Here is an 18,005-nt window from a genome sequence, read left to right on the forward strand (position 1 = left end):
AAAGACAGGCTTTGAGAGGGGGAGCCTGTCTTTTTTACTTTATTAATAAAACTACTCTTTATGTAGATCTAAAATTAAGATCTTAGAGCGGCGCTGATAATTATACAGAGCCTGTTTTTCAATAGGTAATTTATCGATTTCAGCAGGCGTAAAGCCTTTTTCTTGGAACCAATGAATACTACGAGTCGTGAGCACAAATAATTTATCTAACCCCATCTGTTTAGCTTGGGTTGATATGCGTTGTAACAACACTTCACCTCGACAAGAGCTACGATAATCAGGATGAACGGCGACACAGGCCATTTCACCTATTTTTTCAGACTGATAAGGATAGAGGGCAGCACAAGCAATGGTGAGATTATCGCGCTCAATAATAGTGAATTGATCAATTTCCATCTCAAGTTGCTCTCTTGAGCGACGTACTAAAATGCCTTGTTGCTCTAATGGACGAATAAGCTCTAATATGCCACCAATATCATTAATATTGGCGCGACGGACTTTCTCGGCACTTTCCATCACAATCTGCGTACCAATACCGTCACGAGAAAATAACTCTTGAACAATGGCACCATCCGCTTGATAGCTTAATAAATGGCTACGCTCAACACCACGACGGCAGGCTGTTACCGCACCTCGTAAAAAACGTACAGTACCTGAGTGATAATCGCCTGTAGTTTGTAATGCTTGAATTCGTTCTTCTGCTTGATTAGGTAAGAGTTCAGACACAATCTGGCCACTTGCATCTACAACCCCTTGCGAAGAGCAAAAGCCAATAAGCTTTTGTGCTTTAAGTTTGATAGCTAGCTGGGTTGCGACCTCTTCAGAGGTTAAATTAAAACTTTCCCCTGTAACAGAGACGGCAACAGGGCCAATTAACACAATGGCATTGTTATCTAACTGACGATGAATGGCCTCTTCATCAATACGGCGAATTTTACCGCTATGGCAATAATCAACCCCATCATCGACACCTAAAGGTTGGGCAATGACAAAATTACCGCTAACCACATTAATATGCGCTCCTTGCAAGGGCGTATTACTTAAACTCATTGATAAACGAGCAGTAATATCGAGTTGTAAAGTACCGGCAGATTGTTTAACTACTTCAAGGGTTTTACTATCAGTAATTCGTGTGTGTTTATGATAGAGCGGAGAAATTTTTTGCTCTTCAAGAGCCATGTCGATTTGTGGTCTAGCGCCGTAAACCACCACTAACCGTATTCCTAAACTATGCAATAAACCAATATCGTTAATGATCGAGGGAAAGTTCTCATGGGCTATTGCATCTCCCCCTAGCATAATGACAAATGTTTTACCTCTATGTGCATTGATATACGGAACCGAGTGTCGAAAACCATCGACCAATTCGGTGCTACGCTCTTTCATAAAGCCCCTCTCAAGTGAATTTTTATTCGCATTTAATGTATTTTTATTCTTTTTGAGCGGAAATGGCAAGTAAAATCCGATCTTACTGTTTTAACAGAAGGCAGAATATTTGTATAAAAGTGTGTAATTGTGCTGTTTTTAAGTGACAGTGAAGTGTGGATTCGGTAAAGTTTTTCGTTCAGATATTTTTTGACCGTCTGTTTTAGCACTTTTTGATGTTAATCGTTTTTTTTGGAATATTTTCATGAGTCATTCAGAACATAATCAAACACGTCGTCGTCTTATTAAAGGAATTGGCGCGTTACTGTTATTAAGTGTTAGTCCTGTTGGCTTAGCGGCAACATCATCAGTGGTTGCCGTCAGGGTATGGCCTGCATCGACTTATACACGTGTGACTATCGAATCAAGTAGACCCTTGAAATATCGCCAGTTTGCGTTATCAGCACCAGATAGAATTGTGGTTGATCTTGAAGGTATCCAACTGAATAGCGTTCTGAAAGGTATGGCTAGTCAAGTGCAAACAAACGATCCTTACTTAAAACTTATTCGTGTCGGTCAAAATACCCCAACTACGGTTCGTTTAGTGTTTGAAATTAAAACCCCCGTTCAGCCACAAATGTTTACTTTAAAACCAGTTGCTGAATTTAAAAATCGCTTAGTGCTCGATTTCTATCCAAGTCATGCGGCGACAAGTGAAGATGATCCGCTATTAGCGCTATTGCGTGAATATAACGAAGGGGATTTACAACAAGCTGTGCCTGAACAAACGGATACGCGTAAGCCCGGAAGAGCAGGACGAGATAGGCCGATTATTATCATGATTGACCCCGGTCATGGTGGTGAAGATCCGGGAGCGATGGGGAAATATAAAACTCGTGAGAAAGATGTTGTACTACAAATTGCCCGTCGCTTAAGAGCATTGATTGATAAAGATGCCAAAATGAAAGCTTATATGACGCGTAATGAGGATGTGTTTATCCCCTTAAAAGTGCGAGTAGCGAAAGCGCGGAAAATGCAGGCTGATCTCTTTGTCTCTATTCATGCAGACGCATTTACCAATCGCTCGGCTAGAGGCTCTTCGGTTTTCGCGCTATCCAAAACAGGCGCAACAAGTAATACCGCACGTTACCTAGCTCAAACCCAAAATGAAGCGGATTTAATTGGTGGGGTGAGTCGAAGTGGTGATCGCTATGTTGATCACGCAATGCTTGATTTAGTACAGACCGCGACAATTAATGACAGCCTAAAATTTGGTAGTGAGGTATTAAAATTATTAGGTGGCGTGAATAAGCTACATAAAAATAAGGTCGATCAAGCCGGATTTGCGGTTTTAAAAGCCCCTGAGATCCCTTCTATTTTAGTAGAGACGGCTTTTATTAGTAATATTGAAGAAGAGCGAAAGCTCAAAACGGCTAAATTCCAGCAACAAGTTGCTGAATCTATTTTCAAAGGTATTAAGGCCTATTTTGCTAATGGTGGTGAACTGACATTAGCTGATCGAGGCTGATCTCGCTATACAACTACAACTTATTTTTGAGACTTCTAGTGGGAAATAAATAGTTATTTTCTACTAGAGGTAACAACTTATTATTTTTTACCCAATAAGTTAAATCATAACTCAGTAACAGGGAGTATATTGGTTATTGTAAATAGAGTAGGGATTAAGAGAGTATTTAATGGGAATTTGTAGAAAATAAAATTAGGAAAGGATTGGTTGCGGGGGCCGGATTTGAACCAACGACCTTCGGGTTATGAGCCCGACGAGCTACCATGCTGCTCCACCCCGCGTCCGAAAACATTTATAGAAATTGGTTGCGGGAGCCGGATTTGAACCAACGACCTTCGGGTTATGAGCCCGACGAGCTACCAGACTGCTCCATCCCGCGACTGAATCTATAAATTTTAACTTACTGCATATGTTGTGAATTGGTTGCGGGGGCCGGATTTGAACCAACGACCTTCGGGTTATGAGCCCGACGAGCTACCAAGCTGCTCCACCCCGCGTCTCCACAGAGGGGCACTATACTCAGGATCTGATAACTTGCAAGTTTTTTATGTAATTTTTGCCATTTTCTTTTAAAAACGGTCAGAAATAATACACAGAGGTGTAATTTTAGACAGTTATACTTTAGATAACACACTAAATGGTGAAGCCGATAATTAAAAAAACTGCAACCACTTCTGTATCGATATCTTTCTTGATTTGGCTTTGGTATCTTTCTTGTCATCAACTCTTTTTAAAGTAGGAATATAAGTAAAAAATGGTTACTTGGCGAAAATCGTTGCTTTTGGGGATATTAGCGCTTGCCTTAACAGGCTGCCATCGTCCAACAGATCAGGGACAACAGTATAAAGATGGTAAGCTTAAGCAAGATCTTATTGAAGTTAACTCGCCAAATACGCAAGGCAAGCCCATTAATGGTTCAGATTACCTTGAACAAATTAACCAAATAAATCAAACATCTTCACGTCTATACAATAGTAATCAAGATACTTATCAAGCAGTGGAAAATTGGTTACGCTCAGGGGCAGATACGCGTCAATTACGTCAATTTAATATCGCAGCCTTTCAAATGGAAGGGGAAGATAATTATGGGAATGTAAAATTTACCGGATATTATACCCCTGTTTTAGAAGCACGTTTAACGCCACAAGGTGACTTTAAATATCCGCTCTACCGCATGCCAGCCAAAGTGCGTGGTAAATTGCCTTCACGAGCGGCTATCTATAACGGTGCTTTAAGTCCCACTTTAATTGCCGCTTATAGTAACTCCATCATGGATAACTTTATGATGGAAGTGCAAGGCAGTGGCTATGTCGATTATGGTGATGGTAAACCTTTAACCTTCTTTGGTTATGCTGGGAAAAATGGTCATCCCTACCGCAGTATTGGTAAAGTGCTGATTGATAATGGTGAAGTTGAAAAAGAAGCGATGTCAATGTTGGCAATTAGAGAGTGGGCTGATAAGCATAGTGAACAAGAAGTCAGAAAATTATTAGAACAGAACCCCTCTTTCGTTTTCTTTAAACCTGAACCTTTTACGCCAGTAAGAGGGGCAAGTGCTATTCCGCTGATTGCTAAAGCGTCAGTGGCTTCTGATAGAAGTATTATCCCCGCAGGAACCGTATTATTAGCGGAAATCCCTATTTTAGATAATACCGGTAAGTTTACTGGACAATACCAAATGCGTTTAATGGTTGCTTTGGATGTGGGGGGAGCCATTAAAGGACATCATTTCGATATTTATCATGGTATTGGTAAAGAAGCCGGACAAATGGCGGGTTTTTATAATCATTATGGACGTGTATGGGTATTAAAAAAATCGCAACCCACCTTACTGAACCCCATACAGTAAAACGATTGACTATTTATATTGTCATATTAACGGTAAAATGAGCAAACGCCATGGCTATTGATTAACAATAGCCATGATTATTTCTGCTATCTAGGTTGTTATCGCATTATGCAAAATTCATTATCAGACTCCTATCTGCAACGCTTTTCTGGTATTGGCCGTCTTTATGGACAACAAGCGCTGTATTATTTTTCTCAGGCACATATTTGTGTTGTCGGCATTGGTGGCGTTGGTAGCTGGGCTGCAGAAGCCTTAGCTCGCAGTGGGATCGGCGCTATTACGTTAATTGATATGGATGATGTGTGTGTCACCAATACCAATCGACAAATTCATGCGCTAAAAGAGCATGTCGGCCAGCCTAAATGTGAAGTGATGAAGCAGCGAATTTTGCAAATTAATCCTGAATGCAAAGTTACTTGTGTTGATGATTTTGTTACGGTTGATAATGTGGCAGAAATGATGCAAAACTCATTTGATTATGTGATTGATGCTATTGATAGTGTTAGACCAAAGGCCGCATTATTAGCTTACTGTCGTCGCTATAAAATTCCTGTTATCACCACTGGTGGCGCAGGCGGACAGATTGATCCAACTCAAATCCAAGTCGTCGATTTAGCGAAAACCATTCAAGATCCATTAGCCGCTAAATTACGTGAGCGTTTAAAATCTGATTTTAATGTTGTGAAAAATAGCAAAGGTAAATTAGGCATAGATTGTGTTTTTTCAACCGAGCAATTAGTCTACCCTCAAGGAGATGGTACGGTGTGTGCGGCCAAAAGTACTGCCGATGGTGTCAAGCGTATGGACTGCTCAGCGGGTTTTGGCGCGGTGACAATGGTTACCGCTTCCTTTGGTTTTATTGCCGTTTCTCATGTATTAAAGAAGATGTTAGCTAAGGCGCAACGTACTCGTCATACTTCAAGTTGTCGCGTTGTTGATGGTGCTCAATCGCACTAGTCACCTAGTTGCACTTTGGAGCATTTAAGCGTATTGATCCACCATACAACAAGCTGTACACATTGACTTGTTAGGGTTGAGATGTCTGTGTCAGCGACTTTAATCGCGCAATAATGGCATTGACACCATCAGTGCGTGATTGGCTAATTTGATTAGCCAATCCTAATTGTTCAAAAATAGCTAATATATCGATATTGGCTATTTCTTGTGCTGTTTTATTCTCAGCTGTTGTTAAAATAACCGCCAGTAAGCCTTTTACAATTCGCCCATCACTATCACCATAAATATGGTATTTGCCGTCATTGTTTAACTCAACACCTAGCCATACTCTATTTTCGCACCCTTTGATTTCGTTTTCTGTTGTTTTTAATTCATCAGGTAATGCGGGTAATTTTCTTGAAAGTTGGATCAATTGACGATATTTATCTTCCCATGATTTAGATTTCTGGAAGTCTTGAAATAATCCATCTAAGGTAATGTCATGACCAAAAGGGTGTTGTGTATTATTACTCATATTTAATCTTCATCTTTTAATAAGGACAGTGCGAATTTAACCGCATCAACTAACCTATCAATATCAGAAAGTTGATTATATGGCATAAAAGAAGCGCGTAAACAGCCAGAGATGGTTAAAGCATCGATTAAGGGTTGTGCGCAGTGTTGCCCTGTGCGTAAAGCAATACCTTGTTCCGCGATTAATGCCGCTAAATCACTGTGATGAATACCCTCAAAATTAAAAGCGAGTACCGGTGAATGAGGCGCGCGGTAGCTGATAAAACCCTCCAGTTGCTCAAGACGCGCCTGTGCTTTATCTGCCAGAGTTAAGGCGTATTGATTGGCTTGCGCCATATCTTGCGTTTGTAACCAATCTAATGTTGCTGAAAAAGCAATTACAGCAGCTATGTTAGGGGTGCCTGCTTCAAAGCGATGAGGAATAGCCGCGGGTACAAAACCGTTAAAGCTTGCCGTGGTTAACATTTTTCCGCCCCCTTGCCACGCAGACATCACTTCTAAAAGTTCGCGCTTTCCATAACATACGCCAAGGCCATTGGGACCATATAATTTATGGGCAGAGAAAGCATAAAAATCGATATCAAGGGCGCTGATATCCGTTGCATGATGAGCTATGCCTTGTGCACCATCAACCACGAGTAAACAGTCATCATATTGATGTACACATTGAGAAACTTTATCTAAGGCGATTTGTGCACCGGTGATATTCGACATTTGGCTTATTGCCACTACTCTTGTTCTTGCCGTAAGTAATGTCGTCAGTGTGGCGATTGAAGGTAAAAAGTTATCTTCAATCGGCCAGCGAATAATTTTGGCCCCAGTCTGCTCTGCTAACATTAACCAAGGAATAAGATTGGCGTGATGCTCTTGTTCGCTAACAATAATTTCATCACCGGCTTGTAATCGTGGGCGGAAATAGCCTTGAGCAATAAGATTAAGTGAGCCAGTGGTGCCTTGCGTCCAAATAATAGTATCGCTATCTGCGACGTTAAGTAATTGAGCGACTTGCTGACGTGCTTGCTCAAAGTGTTGTGTCATCTTTTTAGCTTGTTGATATTGGCTACGGTGAACCGTCGCTGAGCTATGGCGATAAAATTCATCTGAAGCTTCAATCATAGCTACAGGTTTTAACGCGGTAGCCGCACTATCAAGATAAACAATATTTTCCGCAATAGCAGGAAATTGTTGGCGAAAAACAGTAGGGGAAAATGGTTTCATAATGAGCTTGTGTTAGTCAGTCTAGAAAACGCCGTTATAGTAAGTAAAAATCTAACCGCGAGATTATACGGTTAATAATATTTATTTATAATGAAATTGCTAATTTGTTTACTGTGAATTGCGATAGATTTTTATGGTAACACGATAAAGGTGAGCTTGTTTATAGCATCGAAAATGGAATAGATGTTTATCTACTGAGCGCTGTTATTGCCTATGGGGAAAAGATGTTGCACTTTTTTAGCATAATAATAGCTAAGTAGGTGCGCATTTAGCATAAAAATAGGATGTGCAGTCCGTCAGCGTTGCGAAGTTAGAGAAAAGTAATATATAAAAAAAGCACCGCCTTGGCGGTGCATTATAAAATCACTATGGACAGACAGGGTAAATGTACAGGAAGTGAAAAAAAACAGTAGCATCAGCTACAAAGTCTGGAATTTCCAGACAACTTGCAAACACAACATCACAACCACAAAGCCAAAAGTTTTGCAGTATTACTACTACACAACTTTTCGTTCCGGCTTAGGAAGTGCGAGTACTATAGGTATTTACTGGCTAATCATCAAGGGACAAATTATAATGCTTCGCATAAAAAAAACTAATAACTAACGTTAGGGTTTACCAACAGCCAAAATAGGGGTTTCACAACAGAATATGTCTAAACGTTTACCTCCACTAAATGCCCTTAGAGTTTTTGATTCGGCAGCACGTCATTTAAGTTTTACTAAAGCGGCTGAAGAATTATTCGTGACTCAAGCAGCGGTTAGCCATCAAATTAAAACATTAGAAGAATTTCTTGGACTAAAATTATTTAGAAGACGCAATCGTTCTTTGTTACTGACCGAAGAAGGTCAAAGTTATTATCTTGATATCAAAGAAATTTTCTCTTCAATTAATGAAGCGACAAGAAAATTACTTGCGCGAAGCGCAAAAGGGGCTTTAACAGTGAGCTTGTCGCCGAGTTTTGCTATTCAGTGGTTAGTACCGAGGTTATCAGGGTTTAATCAGGCTTATCCGGGGATTGATGTTCGTATTCAGGCGGTTGATCGCGAAGAAGATAAGCTTGCTGATGATGTGGATGTGGCTATTTTTTATGGCCGCGGGAACTGGACTGGATTGCGTACTGATCGTCTTTACGCCGAATATTTAATTCCGGTTTGTGCTCCTTCTTTGCTGACAGGTGAAAAACCACTAAAAACCCCGTCCGATCTGATTTATCATACACTGTTACATGATACATCGCGTCGTGATTGGCAAGCTTATGTTCGTCAATTGGAGATCCAAAACCAGATTAATGTGCAACAAGGGCCTATCTTTAGCCATAGCTCTATGGTGATACAGGCTGCAGTACACGGACAAGGTGTTGCATTAGTTAATAATGTTATGGCTCGCAGTGAAATTGAATCAGGTCGATTAGTTAGGCCTTTTCAAGATGTGCTTGTCAGTAAAAATGCCTTTTATTTAGTTTGCCAAGACAGTCAGGCTGAATTAGGAAAAATTGCTGCTTTCCGTCAATGGATTTTATCTCAAGCGGCAAATGAACAGGAAAAATTAGGATTATTGGCAACTTCTTAATATTTGTTTAGGTAAATTAGCTCCTAACAGGAAGGAATAAACAGTGAATAGTCGTACATTGCTTATGTTTTCCGCAATCAGTGGTTTTTTTTATGTGGCTTTTGGGGCATTCGCTACCCATAAATTAGCCCCTCATTTATCGCCACAGCATTGGGAATATATTCAGTTAGCTATGCGTTATCAAATCGTACATACTTTACTACTTGTAGGGTTAGCGGCGATATTAATGCGCAAAACCATTTTATGGCTTTATTGGGCAGGTATTTTCTTTGGTTTAGGCATTTTACTTTTCAGTGGTAGCCTTTATTGTATGGCGCTAACACAGGTTAGGTTATTATCTTATTTTACGCCAATTGGTGGATTTAGTTTTCTTATTGGTTGGATTTTAATTTTTATTGGCGCTTTGCGTCTAAGGACACCGGCATCTCGCCATGAATAAAGTAGCATTATATTGTCGCCCTGGTTTTGAAAAAGAGTGCGCGGCGGAGATAACGGATAAGGCAGGACAAATAGGTGTTTATGGCTTTTCTCGAGTGAAAGAGGGAAGTGGTTACGTCATTTTTGAATGCTATCAAGAAGGTGATGCAGATAAAATTGCTCGTGATGTGGATTTTAGAGGACTTATCTTCGCACGCCAATTATTTGTTTGTGGTGAATTATTAAAGAACTTACCACCAGAAGATCGTATTACTCCCATTATTGACCAGCTAAAAGGTAGTACAGAAAAAGCAGGTGAATTACGTGTTGAAGTCGCTGATACCAATGAAAGCAAAGAGTTATTAAAATTTTGCCGCAAATTCACTGTTCCTTTGCGTAATCAATTACGTAAAGAAAAGATTTTATTAAAAGTTGAAAATTATAGCCGTCCGGTGATCCATGTCTTTTTTATTGCTCCGGGATGTTGTTACGTGGGCTATTCCTATAGCTTTAATAACTCGCCATTCTATATGGGGATCCCCCGCTTAAAATTCCCAGCAGATGCACCAAGTCGTTCAACTTTAAAACTTGAAGAAGCGTTCCATGTTTTTATTCCTTATGAAGAGTGGGAAGAGCGCTTAGCCAGTGGGATGAGTGCGGTTGATCTTGGGGCGTGTCCCGGAGGATGGACTTACCAATTAGTTAAACGTAGCATGATGGTGCATGCCGTTGATAATGGTCCTATGGCTCCTTCTTTAATGGAAACAGGACAAGTGCGCCACCATCAAGCTGATGGCTTTAAGTTTGAGCCGACGTCAAAGAATATTACTTGGCTGGTGTGTGATATGGTTGAGAAGCCTGCCAAAGTGGCTGCATTAATGACAACGTGGATAGTTAATGAATGGTGTCGTGAAGCAATATTCAACTTAAAATTACCGATGAAAAAGCGTTATGAAGAAGTTGCGCATATCCTTGATAAAATTAGAGCTGAATTAGCTGAGAAAGGCATTAATGCTAAAATTCAGGCTAAGCATTTGTATCATGACAGAGAAGAGATCACGGTACATATCCAAAATATCTGGGCTGCTTATCGTCCTGATCGCGAGTTTTAACTTCACAGCGTTAAGTTCATCTTTTGATGAATAAATTATCAACAGGCTAATTCTCGATTACAGAGCGTTAGCCTTTTTATTGATTAAACTATTTTAAACGTAACTGTTGTAAATTACCGTTTAGCTTAATATCAGTGCGAAGTGTGGTGATTTGGCGGCTAATAAAAGCAACTTCTTTATTATCACTCAATTTGGTTTGCCATTTTTTTGGCACTTCATCAATGTGTTGATACAGTGACTCTAAATTAGGATAAAGTTGCAAAAGTTCTGTTGCACTTTTAGGACCAATACCGGGGACACCGGAAACTTTACTGCTACTAACGCCTGTTAATCCCCAATAATCAGTTAATTGTGTCGGTTTAACACCAAACTCTTGATTAATAAATTCAAGATCGAGCCAGCGTTTTTGGAAATAGTCACGAATACGTATGGCAGGGGAAAGTAATTGGCAATAACCTTTATCTGTTGAAATAATGGTCACATTATGTCCGGCTTGAGCGACTTTTGTTGCCAAAGTTGCGGCCACATCATCCGCTTCATCGCCTCCTGAATGCCAGCTTTTTATACCTAAGTTAAGTAGCATTGCTTTAATTTCTGGAAGCTGTTGGTGCAGATCAGCCGGCATCGGCGAGCGGCCTGCTTTATATTCCGGCAATAACTGATGGCGCCAGCTATTTTCCCTATCATCTTCATCAAAAACAGCAACCGCGTGAGTAGGCTGTGTGTGATTAAGCAATTGATTCACGCTATGTTCACACACTGTCAGGCATGAAGAACCTGATGCCGCATGAATACGGCGGATCAGGTTTAATGCATCAATGATCAGCAAATGTACCATAATTAATTAGCTGATGATCTCGTAACAAGGTTGATAGGCACTACCACCAGGTAGCTTCATACGATGTTGTTCGACAAACCCCGCCAATAAAATATCCATACGGCGCATAATATCGCTTTCACCGTGAATTTTATAAGGGCCATGAGCTTCTATCGCCTTCATTCCCACTTCTTTTACGTTACCTGCGACAATACCGGAAAATGCACGGCGTAAATCAGCCGCCAGTTTTTCAGGAGATTGATGCGTGCTTAAATTAAGTGATGCCATATTTTCATGAGTTGGCTCGAAAGGATGTTGTAAGTCCGCATTAATTTTTATTGACCAATTAAAGCTGTAAGCATCCCCTGTGCTACGACGGTTATCTTTTACCAATGGCATGTATTTCTTCATAATACGAGCCACTTCAGCCGCATCATCGACGATGATTTGATAATGACGTCGTGCATCTTCACCTAAGGTATTAACAATAAAATCATCGAGTACTCGGAAATAGTCTGCACTCTCTTTAGGACCCGTTAAAATCAGTGGCAGTACTTGTTCTTGGTTTTCTGGTGACATCAGAATACCAAGTAGATAGAGTAGCTCTTCTGCGGTTCCTACGCCCCCTGGGAAAATAATAATGCCGTGGGCAATACGAACAAAAGCTTCCAGACGTTTTTCAATATCTGGCATAATGATAAGTTCATTAACCAGAGGATTTGGTGGCTCTGCGGCGATGATTGATGGCTCTGTAACACCAATAAAACGGCTATTTCTATAACGTTGTTGAGCGTGCCCCACTGCAGCGCCTTTCATGGGAGCTTCCATAGCCCCAGGTCCACACCCAGTACAGATATTCAGTTCGCGTAACCCTAATTCATTACCGACTTTTCTACCGTAAAGATACTCTGTTTCATTGATGGAGTGTCCGCCCCAGCAAACGATCATATTTGGATCTTCATCGATATGCAGCGCTCTTGCATTACGTAAGATAGAGAAAATGGTGTTTGTTATATGGGCGCTGTTTTCAAGGTTTAAATGTAGGTCGCGTTTTGCCGTGGTTATTTGCCCATGCACAAACAAAATATCGCGCAGTACAGCAAATAGGTTTGCTTGTAGAGAGCGAATAATTTTTCCATCAACAAAGGCATCTTCTGGGGGATTAACTAGCTCTAATTTTACACCACGTTCGCGACGCAGTACGTTAATATCAAAATCTTGGTATTTAGATAACAGTTCTTTACTACTATCAGTAAGGCTACCAGAGTTGAGAACTGCAAGTGAACAGTTACGAAACAGTTGATAAAGATCACTGCTGGCTGTTCTTTTAAGCATATCAACTTCTAGCTGTGAAAGCAGATCCATGGAACCTAATGGGCTGACATGAGTTATCACGTAGGACTCCTTTTTCTCCCGAAATAACAAACTGAAGTGCAACTGATCTCTGTATAACATAGATCATATTAACATACAGGCATTATTCACGTTATTGTCTGGCTAAGCGACCAGTTTCTGGAACAAACTCACAATTACTACGCCAAGGATTAATATCTAATCCTCCACGGCGAGTGTATCTTGCATAAACCGTTAATGTGTCTGGTGAACAAAATGTCATAATATCGTGGAATATTCGCTCAACACACTGCTCGTGAAATTCATTATGCTGTCTAAAGGATACAAGATAGCGTAGTAGTTTTTCACGGTCGATTTTTTTGCCTTTATATTGGATCATCACAGATCCCCAATCAGGTTGGTGCGTGATCAGGCAATTTGATTTTAGCAGATGACTAACAAGCGTCTCCTCAACCAGTGTATCTGTTGTTGATCCGTTTAACCATTGGCTATCGAATTGGTAATTATCAATTTCAATAGGTTGGTTATCAATGCACTCTCCTACAAAATCGACAATAGGCTGTGAGGTAAAATGGGAAAGTGGGTAAAGCGTTAGATGCACCCTGCCTTTAGCACAAGCAGTTAAATCTTTGAGTAATGTTTCTTCAACAATGTGCCAATTTTCAAAACGAGTTTGATTAAAGCTATTGAGATAGAGCTTAAAGCTTTTTGATTCGATGAGATTTTCTGTCGTTGCATCTAATTCTACATGGCCAATAGCCACTTGAGGTAAGCCTTGGCTGTTGAGCCAAGATAGCTCATACATTGTCCAGATATCACCACCATGAAAAGGTAGATTGTCAGCAGTTAAAGAGAGTGAATCTCGATTTAAGCGACGAGGTACACCTTGTAATAGACTCGCATCATAGTGTGTGTGGTATTGTGTTTCTTTGCCTAATGATAGTGCTTCGAGAGCCTTATCTCCCTGATATAAAGACATAATCGATATCCTAATGTCATCAAAAAATGGAAAGAGCCGTGATTATACTAGCGAAATATCAAGAGTATATGAACGCTTTATTATTGGCGCTCAAAATTACCGGTATTATCAGGTAACATAAGGGATATATTTCTCTTTTTTATGCCTACAGACGATGATAACGATGAATGATATTTCCACTGAATTAAAACAGCTTACGCAAAATTATGTTGATTTATGGCAACAAGAGTCAGGGTTTCCTCCTGCCAGCCATGAGCTTTATGGTGTTCCTTCTCCTTGTATTTCTCGTACCGGAGATAATGTGGTTTATTGGTTACCACAGCCTTTTAAGGGTCGAGATAAATTAGAAAAAGTTGAAAAAGCGATGGGAATTATTATTCGCCCTGAATTACATGACTATTTTACTACGCAATATGCTGGTGATATGCAAGTCCGTTTTGATTCGCTCAACTTTACTCTGCTTCAAATTTGGAGTGAAGAGGATTTTATTCGCCTACAAGAGAACATGATCGGACATCTTGTGACACAAAAACGATTGAAGCTTACCCCGACTTTGTTTATCGGTACAACAGCGTCTGAAAACGATATTATTTCTGTATGTAATCTTTCAGGTGAAGTAATACTAGAAACTTTTGGTCAAAAGAAAAGGGAAGTGCTTGCAGATAATTTATCACTATTTTTAACAAAATTAACCCCTGTTTTTGATAAGTAAGGTAATCATTTAGCTATTTTTTCTGTGAGATATATCTTACAAAAAGAGTGTCTTTAGCTTACTAAATGCAAATGTTGCGTAATGATTTTTTTGTTTGTTAAATAATTTCAATGGATTAATCATACATTGTTTTTCGTGATGGTTTTTCTTTATTGATTACCTTTGTTTTGTGGGTTGTTTCACTAACCAATTATTGGCATTCTACCTCCGCCAACTAAGGGATTATTTGGTAACCGTGATAAAGAAAGTAATCAAGGATGTAGGAAATAGGATATTTCCATTAATACAAGATATAGACTTTCATCATCATGGATGACAGATGACAATAAAACGGTTCTGCTAGGATGCAGGTATTATATTAGATAATCATATCTTCTTGTCTAAAGGGGCTACGGCCCCTTTATTTTCTATTTGTTTTTCACTCTTTCAGCCCCAATGTTATGCTTATTCTGTTTTTATGTAAGGAATAAACAATGACCTCAGAACAACACATTTTAGCAAGACTGTTATTAATTGAAGAAGAGATGAAAAACATAGGGTTATGGCAATTGGATGCGCCTAATGATGAGGCTTTTGCAAGCTCAGAGCCTTTTTGTATTGATACAATGGAGGCGCATGAATGGTTGCAATGGGTTCTGATCCCTCGTTTATCTTCTCTTATTGACAGTGGTATGGCATTGCCGACGGCTTTTGCTATCGCACCTTATTATGAAGAAGCATTTAAGGACGATGAGACGCGTGATTATGTGGATTTACTCAATCACCTTCGTGAACTTGATGCGTTATTTAAGCAATAAGGTCAATGATGCTAGATATTATTTATCAAGATGAATATCTTGTGGCGGTGAATAAACCGGCGGGCTGGCTTGTTCACCGCAGTTGGCTTGATAGGCATGAAACCGTGTTTGTGATGCAAACATTAAGAGATCAAATTGGTCAGCATGTTTTTCCTGTTCATCGTTTAGATAGACCCACATCCGGAGTGCTATTAATGGCGCTCTCTTCCGAGGTTGCAAGAACACTTTCAGTCTGTTTTGAACAACATCAAATGGAGAAAGTGTATCATGCAGTTGTGCGTGGCTATGTTGAAGAGCCAATGATAATTGATAGTCCACTTGTTGAAGAGCATGACAAAATCGCTGACAAATTTGCCTCTCAACCTCCTAAAATTCAACACTGTATTACGCATTGTGTGCCACTTGCAAAAGTGGAAAAAGAAGTGGCGATAGGGCGCTATCCAACATCGCGTTTTAGCTTATTGGAATTACGTCCTGAAACGGGGCGTAAGCATCAATTGCGCCGTCATATGTCTCATATTCGTCACCCTATTATTGGGGATACAGCCCATGGCGATTTACGACAAAATCGTGGGGTCGTAAATCATTTTCAATCACATCGTTTGATGTTACACGCAAGTCAGCTAAACTTAATTCATCCGATCACTCAACAACCACTTAACTTAACAGCGAAGTGGGATCTGCCATGGCAACATCTGATTAATCAGTTTGGCTGGCGTGGTCTAAAGCCCGAATTAGAGCAATTCGGTGAGGATTTAGCTCACCATTTTGTACTTTCTGATATTTGAATATTGCTTACCTGTCGTGACTATCAAGACTTATTTACTTAAGTTTTGGTAGTTTGCGCAATATTTATTCCTCAATAACTGGTTGTAATATAAAAAGTTACTTTTATTGATAAAAGATATGAACTGAAACGTGACAGCTATCATATATTCAATAATGGATTTATTTTATGATGTAAAATAAATAGAGCTTATTATTAGATAAGTTAATTGAATAAACCTACCTTAACTTTAAACAAATAAAAAACTTATAACACATACAACCCATATTCGGGAGTCTGCTTGATGTTTAAAAACCTATTTGTTGTTTTACAAAAAATTGGAAAATCCTTAATGTTACCGGTATCTGTGCTACCTATTGCCGGTATCTTACTAGGGGTTGGGTCTGCGGGACTATCATGGATCCCTGTCTCTGTTTCTCAAGTGATGGCAGAAGCGGGGGGCTCGGTTTTCTCTAATATGCCACTGATTTTTGCTATTGGTGTGGCGTTAGGTTTTACCAATAATGATGGTGTCTCAGCTCTTGCGTCCGTCGTTGCCTATGGCATTATGTCAAAAACCATGCTGGTGGTGGCACCTTGGGTCTTAGGATTATCTCCTGATAGTGTTGAAATACAACGTTTAACTGATACGGGGGTACTCGGTGGGATCATTGCCGGTATTATTGCCGCATCAATGTTTAACCGCTTTTATCGTATTAAACTTCCTGAATATTTAGGCTTCTTTGCAGGTAAACGTTTTGTACCTATTATTTCTGGGCTGATTGCGATTTTTGTCGGTATTCTTTTATCCTTTATTTGGCCTCCTATTGGTACTGCTATTCAACGTTTTTCTGAGTGGGCTGCGTATCAAAATCCAGCCGTTGCATTTGGTATTTATGGTGTTGTTGAGCGTGCGTTAGTGCCATTTGGTCTGCATCATATCTGGAATGTACCATTCCAAATGCAAGTGGGTGAGTATGTAAATAGCGCAGGACAAGTGTTCCACGGTGATATTCCACGTTATATGGCAGGTGATCCAACTGCGGGGATGTTATCAGGTGGCTTCCTATTTAAAATGTTTGGTCTACCCGCGGCAGCCATTGCTATTTGGCATACAGCACGCCCTGAAAACCGTGTAAAAGTTGGTGGGATCATGATTTCTGCGGCATTGACTGCCTTTTTAACAGGGATCACAGAGCCAATTGAATTCTCATTTATGTTCGTAGCACCTATTCTTTATGTTATTCATGCCATTCTTGCCGGTTTAGCATTTGTTATTTGTATCTTGTTAGGTATGCGTGACGGTACAAGTTTTTCTCATGGCTTAATCGACTTTATCGTATTGAGTGGCAATAGCAGTAAACTGTATCTATTCCCAATTATTGGTATACTTTATGCGATAACTTATTACTCTATTTTTCGTTTCTTAATCGTGAAACTCAACCTGAAAACCCCAGGGCGAGAAGTAGAAGATAAAAACGCGAAACAAGCGGATAAAAGTGCGATGGGACAATCTTTAGTCGCTGCTTTCGGTGGTAAAGATAATATCAGTAGCTTAGATGCTTGTATTACACGCTTGCGTATTGGTGTAAAAGAGATTGATAAGGTCGATCGTGATGAGCTGAAAAGACTGGGAGCGGCTGGTGTTGTGGTGGTTGGATCCGGTATTCAAGCAATTTTTGGCCCTAAGTCTGATAATTTAAAAACTGAAATGGATGAATATATTCGGTCTATAGGTACAACTGAAAAATAAATTATTTTTGACTAAATTAGAAAACACTCTTATGCATCAGCTAAGAGTGTTTTTTTATTGAAATAATATAGGTGTTAATTATGTAATTATTTTAGAACATAAACAGAGTTTAAGAGATTAAATGACAATGAAATTATTTGGAAAAGATGATGAATATAAAACTTTTGTGCTCTCTATAGGGAATAAAAAAAACATCTCTTTGGGAAAAGATGATATTTCTTTAGGAATAAAAGATTTATCTTTACTTATAAGCAATAGTAATAGAGACTTTATGATTGTTAATAAAGATAAAGAAGT

General features: G+C 39.7%; 16 protein-coding genes and 3 tRNA genes. 10 read left to right on the plus strand and 9 right to left on the minus strand.

Features of this window, described 5'->3' with window-relative positions; all coding sequences use genetic code 11:
* Positions 1–51 precede the first annotated feature (51 nt).
* Complete coding sequence (argA, locus tag AACU95_RS04905) at positions 52–1,386, minus strand: amino-acid N-acetyltransferase (RefSeq protein ID WP_141192178.1); 1,335 nt, start codon at positions 1,384–1,386, stop codon at positions 52–54.
* A gap of 244 nt (positions 1,387–1,630) precedes the next feature.
* Here argA and amiC point away from each other — a divergent pair, with 244 nt between their 5' ends.
* Complete coding sequence (amiC, locus tag AACU95_RS04910; protein ID WP_004245505.1) at positions 1,631–2,893, plus strand: N-acetylmuramoyl-L-alanine amidase AmiC; 1,263 nt, start codon at positions 1,631–1,633, stop codon at positions 2,891–2,893.
* A 204-nt stretch (positions 2,894–3,097) separates the two neighbouring features.
* On the opposite strand, the gene AACU95_RS04915 is transcribed toward amiC, so the two are convergent.
* The 3 genes from AACU95_RS04915 to AACU95_RS04925 form a co-directional block, all read right to left on the minus strand.
* A tRNA-Met gene (locus tag AACU95_RS04915) sits at positions 3,098–3,174 on the minus strand.
* A gap of 21 nt (positions 3,175–3,195) precedes the next feature.
* A tRNA-Met gene (locus tag AACU95_RS04920) sits at positions 3,196–3,272 on the minus strand.
* 41 nt (positions 3,273–3,313) lie between these two features.
* Positions 3,314–3,390, minus strand: a tRNA-Met gene (locus tag AACU95_RS04925).
* A gap of 257 nt (positions 3,391–3,647) precedes the next feature.
* Here AACU95_RS04925 and mltA point away from each other — a divergent pair.
* Positions 3,648–4,742 (plus strand): murein transglycosylase A, encoded by a 1,095-nt coding sequence (gene mltA, locus AACU95_RS04930; RefSeq protein WP_004245504.1) that lies wholly within the window; start codon positions 3,648–3,650, stop codon positions 4,740–4,742.
* A 108-nt stretch (positions 4,743–4,850) separates the two neighbouring features.
* Complete coding sequence (gene tcdA / locus AACU95_RS04935) at positions 4,851–5,699, plus strand: tRNA cyclic N6-threonylcarbamoyladenosine(37) synthase TcdA (RefSeq protein ID WP_012368311.1); 849 nt, start codon at positions 4,851–4,853, stop codon at positions 5,697–5,699.
* Between the two features lie 70 nt (positions 5,700–5,769).
* Here tcdA and csdE read toward each other — a convergent pair whose 3' ends face one another.
* A complete protein-coding gene (gene csdE, locus AACU95_RS04940) occupies positions 5,770–6,213 on the minus strand; it encodes a cysteine desulfurase sulfur acceptor subunit CsdE (RefSeq protein ID WP_036895559.1) in 444 nt (147 codons plus the stop codon).
* 2 nt (positions 6,214–6,215) lie between these two features.
* Positions 6,216–7,430: a cysteine desulfurase CsdA gene (gene csdA, locus AACU95_RS04945; RefSeq protein WP_141192179.1), complete on the minus strand. Its 1,215-nt coding sequence runs from the start codon at positions 7,428–7,430 to the stop codon at positions 6,216–6,218.
* 651 nt (positions 7,431–8,081) lie between these two features.
* Between csdA and AACU95_RS04950 the strand changes: the two genes are divergently transcribed.
* From AACU95_RS04950 to rlmM, 3 genes are read left to right on the plus strand one after another with little or no spacing between them, the layout of a single operon-like run.
* A complete protein-coding gene (locus AACU95_RS04950) occupies positions 8,082–9,002 on the plus strand; it encodes a transcriptional regulator GcvA (RefSeq protein WP_004245498.1) in 921 nt (306 codons plus the stop codon).
* A 43-nt stretch (positions 9,003–9,045) separates the two neighbouring features.
* A complete protein-coding gene (locus AACU95_RS04955; RefSeq protein ID WP_004245496.1) occupies positions 9,046–9,441 on the plus strand; it encodes a DUF423 domain-containing protein in 396 nt (131 codons plus the stop codon).
* Positions 9,434–10,531 carry a 23S rRNA (cytidine(2498)-2'-O)-methyltransferase RlmM gene (gene rlmM, locus AACU95_RS04960; protein WP_004245495.1) on the plus strand — a complete coding sequence of 366 codons (1,098 nt, stop codon included), beginning with the start codon at positions 9,434–9,436 and terminating at the stop codon, positions 10,529–10,531. The genes AACU95_RS04955 and rlmM overlap by 8 nt, the downstream gene beginning before the upstream one ends.
* An 88-nt stretch (positions 10,532–10,619) precedes the next feature.
* On the opposite strand, the gene xni is transcribed toward rlmM, so the two are convergent.
* The 3 genes from xni to queF all read right to left on the minus strand — a co-directional run bounded on the left by xni (position 10,620) and on the right by queF (position 13,680).
* A complete protein-coding gene (xni, locus tag AACU95_RS04965; protein ID WP_017628582.1) occupies positions 10,620–11,369 on the minus strand; it encodes a flap endonuclease Xni in 750 nt (249 codons plus the stop codon).
* A gap of 6 nt (positions 11,370–11,375) precedes the next feature.
* Entirely contained in the window at positions 11,376–12,743 is a 1,368-nt protein-coding gene (gene ppnN, locus AACU95_RS04970; protein ID WP_004249505.1) for a nucleotide 5'-monophosphate nucleosidase PpnN, read from the minus strand.
* A 91-nt stretch (positions 12,744–12,834) separates the two neighbouring features.
* Positions 12,835–13,680, minus strand: a complete 846-nt coding sequence (gene queF / locus AACU95_RS04975) for an NADPH-dependent 7-cyano-7-deazaguanine reductase QueF (protein ID WP_004245492.1) — start codon at positions 13,678–13,680, stop codon at positions 12,835–12,837.
* Between the two features lie 163 nt (positions 13,681–13,843).
* On the opposite strand from queF, the gene syd reads away from it, so the two are divergent.
* The 4 genes from syd to ptsG all read left to right on the plus strand — a co-directional run bounded on the left by syd (position 13,844) and on the right by ptsG (position 17,708).
* A complete protein-coding gene (syd, locus tag AACU95_RS04980) occupies positions 13,844–14,392 on the plus strand; it encodes a SecY-interacting protein (protein WP_036970662.1) in 549 nt (182 codons plus the stop codon).
* A 473-nt stretch (positions 14,393–14,865) separates the two neighbouring features.
* On the plus strand, positions 14,866–15,189 hold the full coding sequence (locus AACU95_RS04985) for a YqcC family protein (protein ID WP_004245488.1): 324 nt from the start codon (positions 14,866–14,868) through the stop codon (positions 15,187–15,189).
* Between the two features lie 8 nt (positions 15,190–15,197).
* Entirely contained in the window at positions 15,198–15,977 is a 780-nt protein-coding gene (gene truC, locus AACU95_RS04990) for a tRNA pseudouridine(65) synthase TruC (RefSeq protein WP_004250244.1), read from the plus strand.
* Positions 15,978–16,259: 282 nt separating this feature from the next.
* Positions 16,260–17,708 (plus strand): PTS glucose transporter subunit IIBC, encoded by a 1,449-nt coding sequence (gene ptsG, locus AACU95_RS04995; protein ID WP_004249509.1) that lies wholly within the window; start codon positions 16,260–16,262, stop codon positions 17,706–17,708.
* Positions 17,709–18,005: the final 297 nt, after the last annotated feature.

The organism is Proteus sp. G4415, assembly GCF_963896075.1.
Taxonomy (GTDB): Bacteria; Pseudomonadota; Gammaproteobacteria; order Enterobacterales; family Enterobacteriaceae; genus Proteus; species Proteus mirabilis.

Coding starts and splice junctions, on each gene's coding strand:
- argA (WP_141192178.1), bottom strand. CDS start 1,386: ATGAAAGAGCGTAGCACCGAATTGGTCGATGGTTTTCGACACTCGGTT.
- amiC (WP_004245505.1), top strand. CDS start 1,631: ATGAGTCATTCAGAACATAATCAAACACGTCGTCGTCTTATTAAAGGA.
- mltA (WP_004245504.1), top strand. CDS start 3,648: ATGGTTACTTGGCGAAAATCGTTGCTTTTGGGGATATTAGCGCTTGCC.
- tcdA (WP_012368311.1), top strand. CDS start 4,851: ATGCAAAATTCATTATCAGACTCCTATCTGCAACGCTTTTCTGGTATT.
- csdE (WP_036895559.1), bottom strand. CDS start 6,213: ATGAGTAATAATACACAACACCCTTTTGGTCATGACATTACCTTAGAT.
- csdA (WP_141192179.1), bottom strand. CDS start 7,430: ATGAAACCATTTTCCCCTACTGTTTTTCGCCAACAATTTCCTGCTATT.
- AACU95_RS04950 (WP_004245498.1), top strand. CDS start 8,082: ATGTCTAAACGTTTACCTCCACTAAATGCCCTTAGAGTTTTTGATTCG.
- rlmM (WP_004245495.1), top strand. CDS start 9,434: ATGAATAAAGTAGCATTATATTGTCGCCCTGGTTTTGAAAAAGAGTGC.
- xni (WP_017628582.1), bottom strand. CDS start 11,369: ATGGTACATTTGCTGATCATTGATGCATTAAACCTGATCCGCCGTATT.
- queF (WP_004245492.1), bottom strand. CDS start 13,680: ATGTCTTTATATCAGGGAGATAAGGCTCTCGAAGCACTATCATTAGGC.
- syd (WP_036970662.1), top strand. CDS start 13,844: ATGAATGATATTTCCACTGAATTAAAACAGCTTACGCAAAATTATGTT.
- AACU95_RS04985 (WP_004245488.1), top strand. CDS start 14,866: ATGACCTCAGAACAACACATTTTAGCAAGACTGTTATTAATTGAAGAA.
- truC (WP_004250244.1), top strand. CDS start 15,198: ATGCTAGATATTATTTATCAAGATGAATATCTTGTGGCGGTGAATAAA.
- ptsG (WP_004249509.1), top strand. CDS start 16,260: ATGTTTAAAAACCTATTTGTTGTTTTACAAAAAATTGGAAAATCCTTA.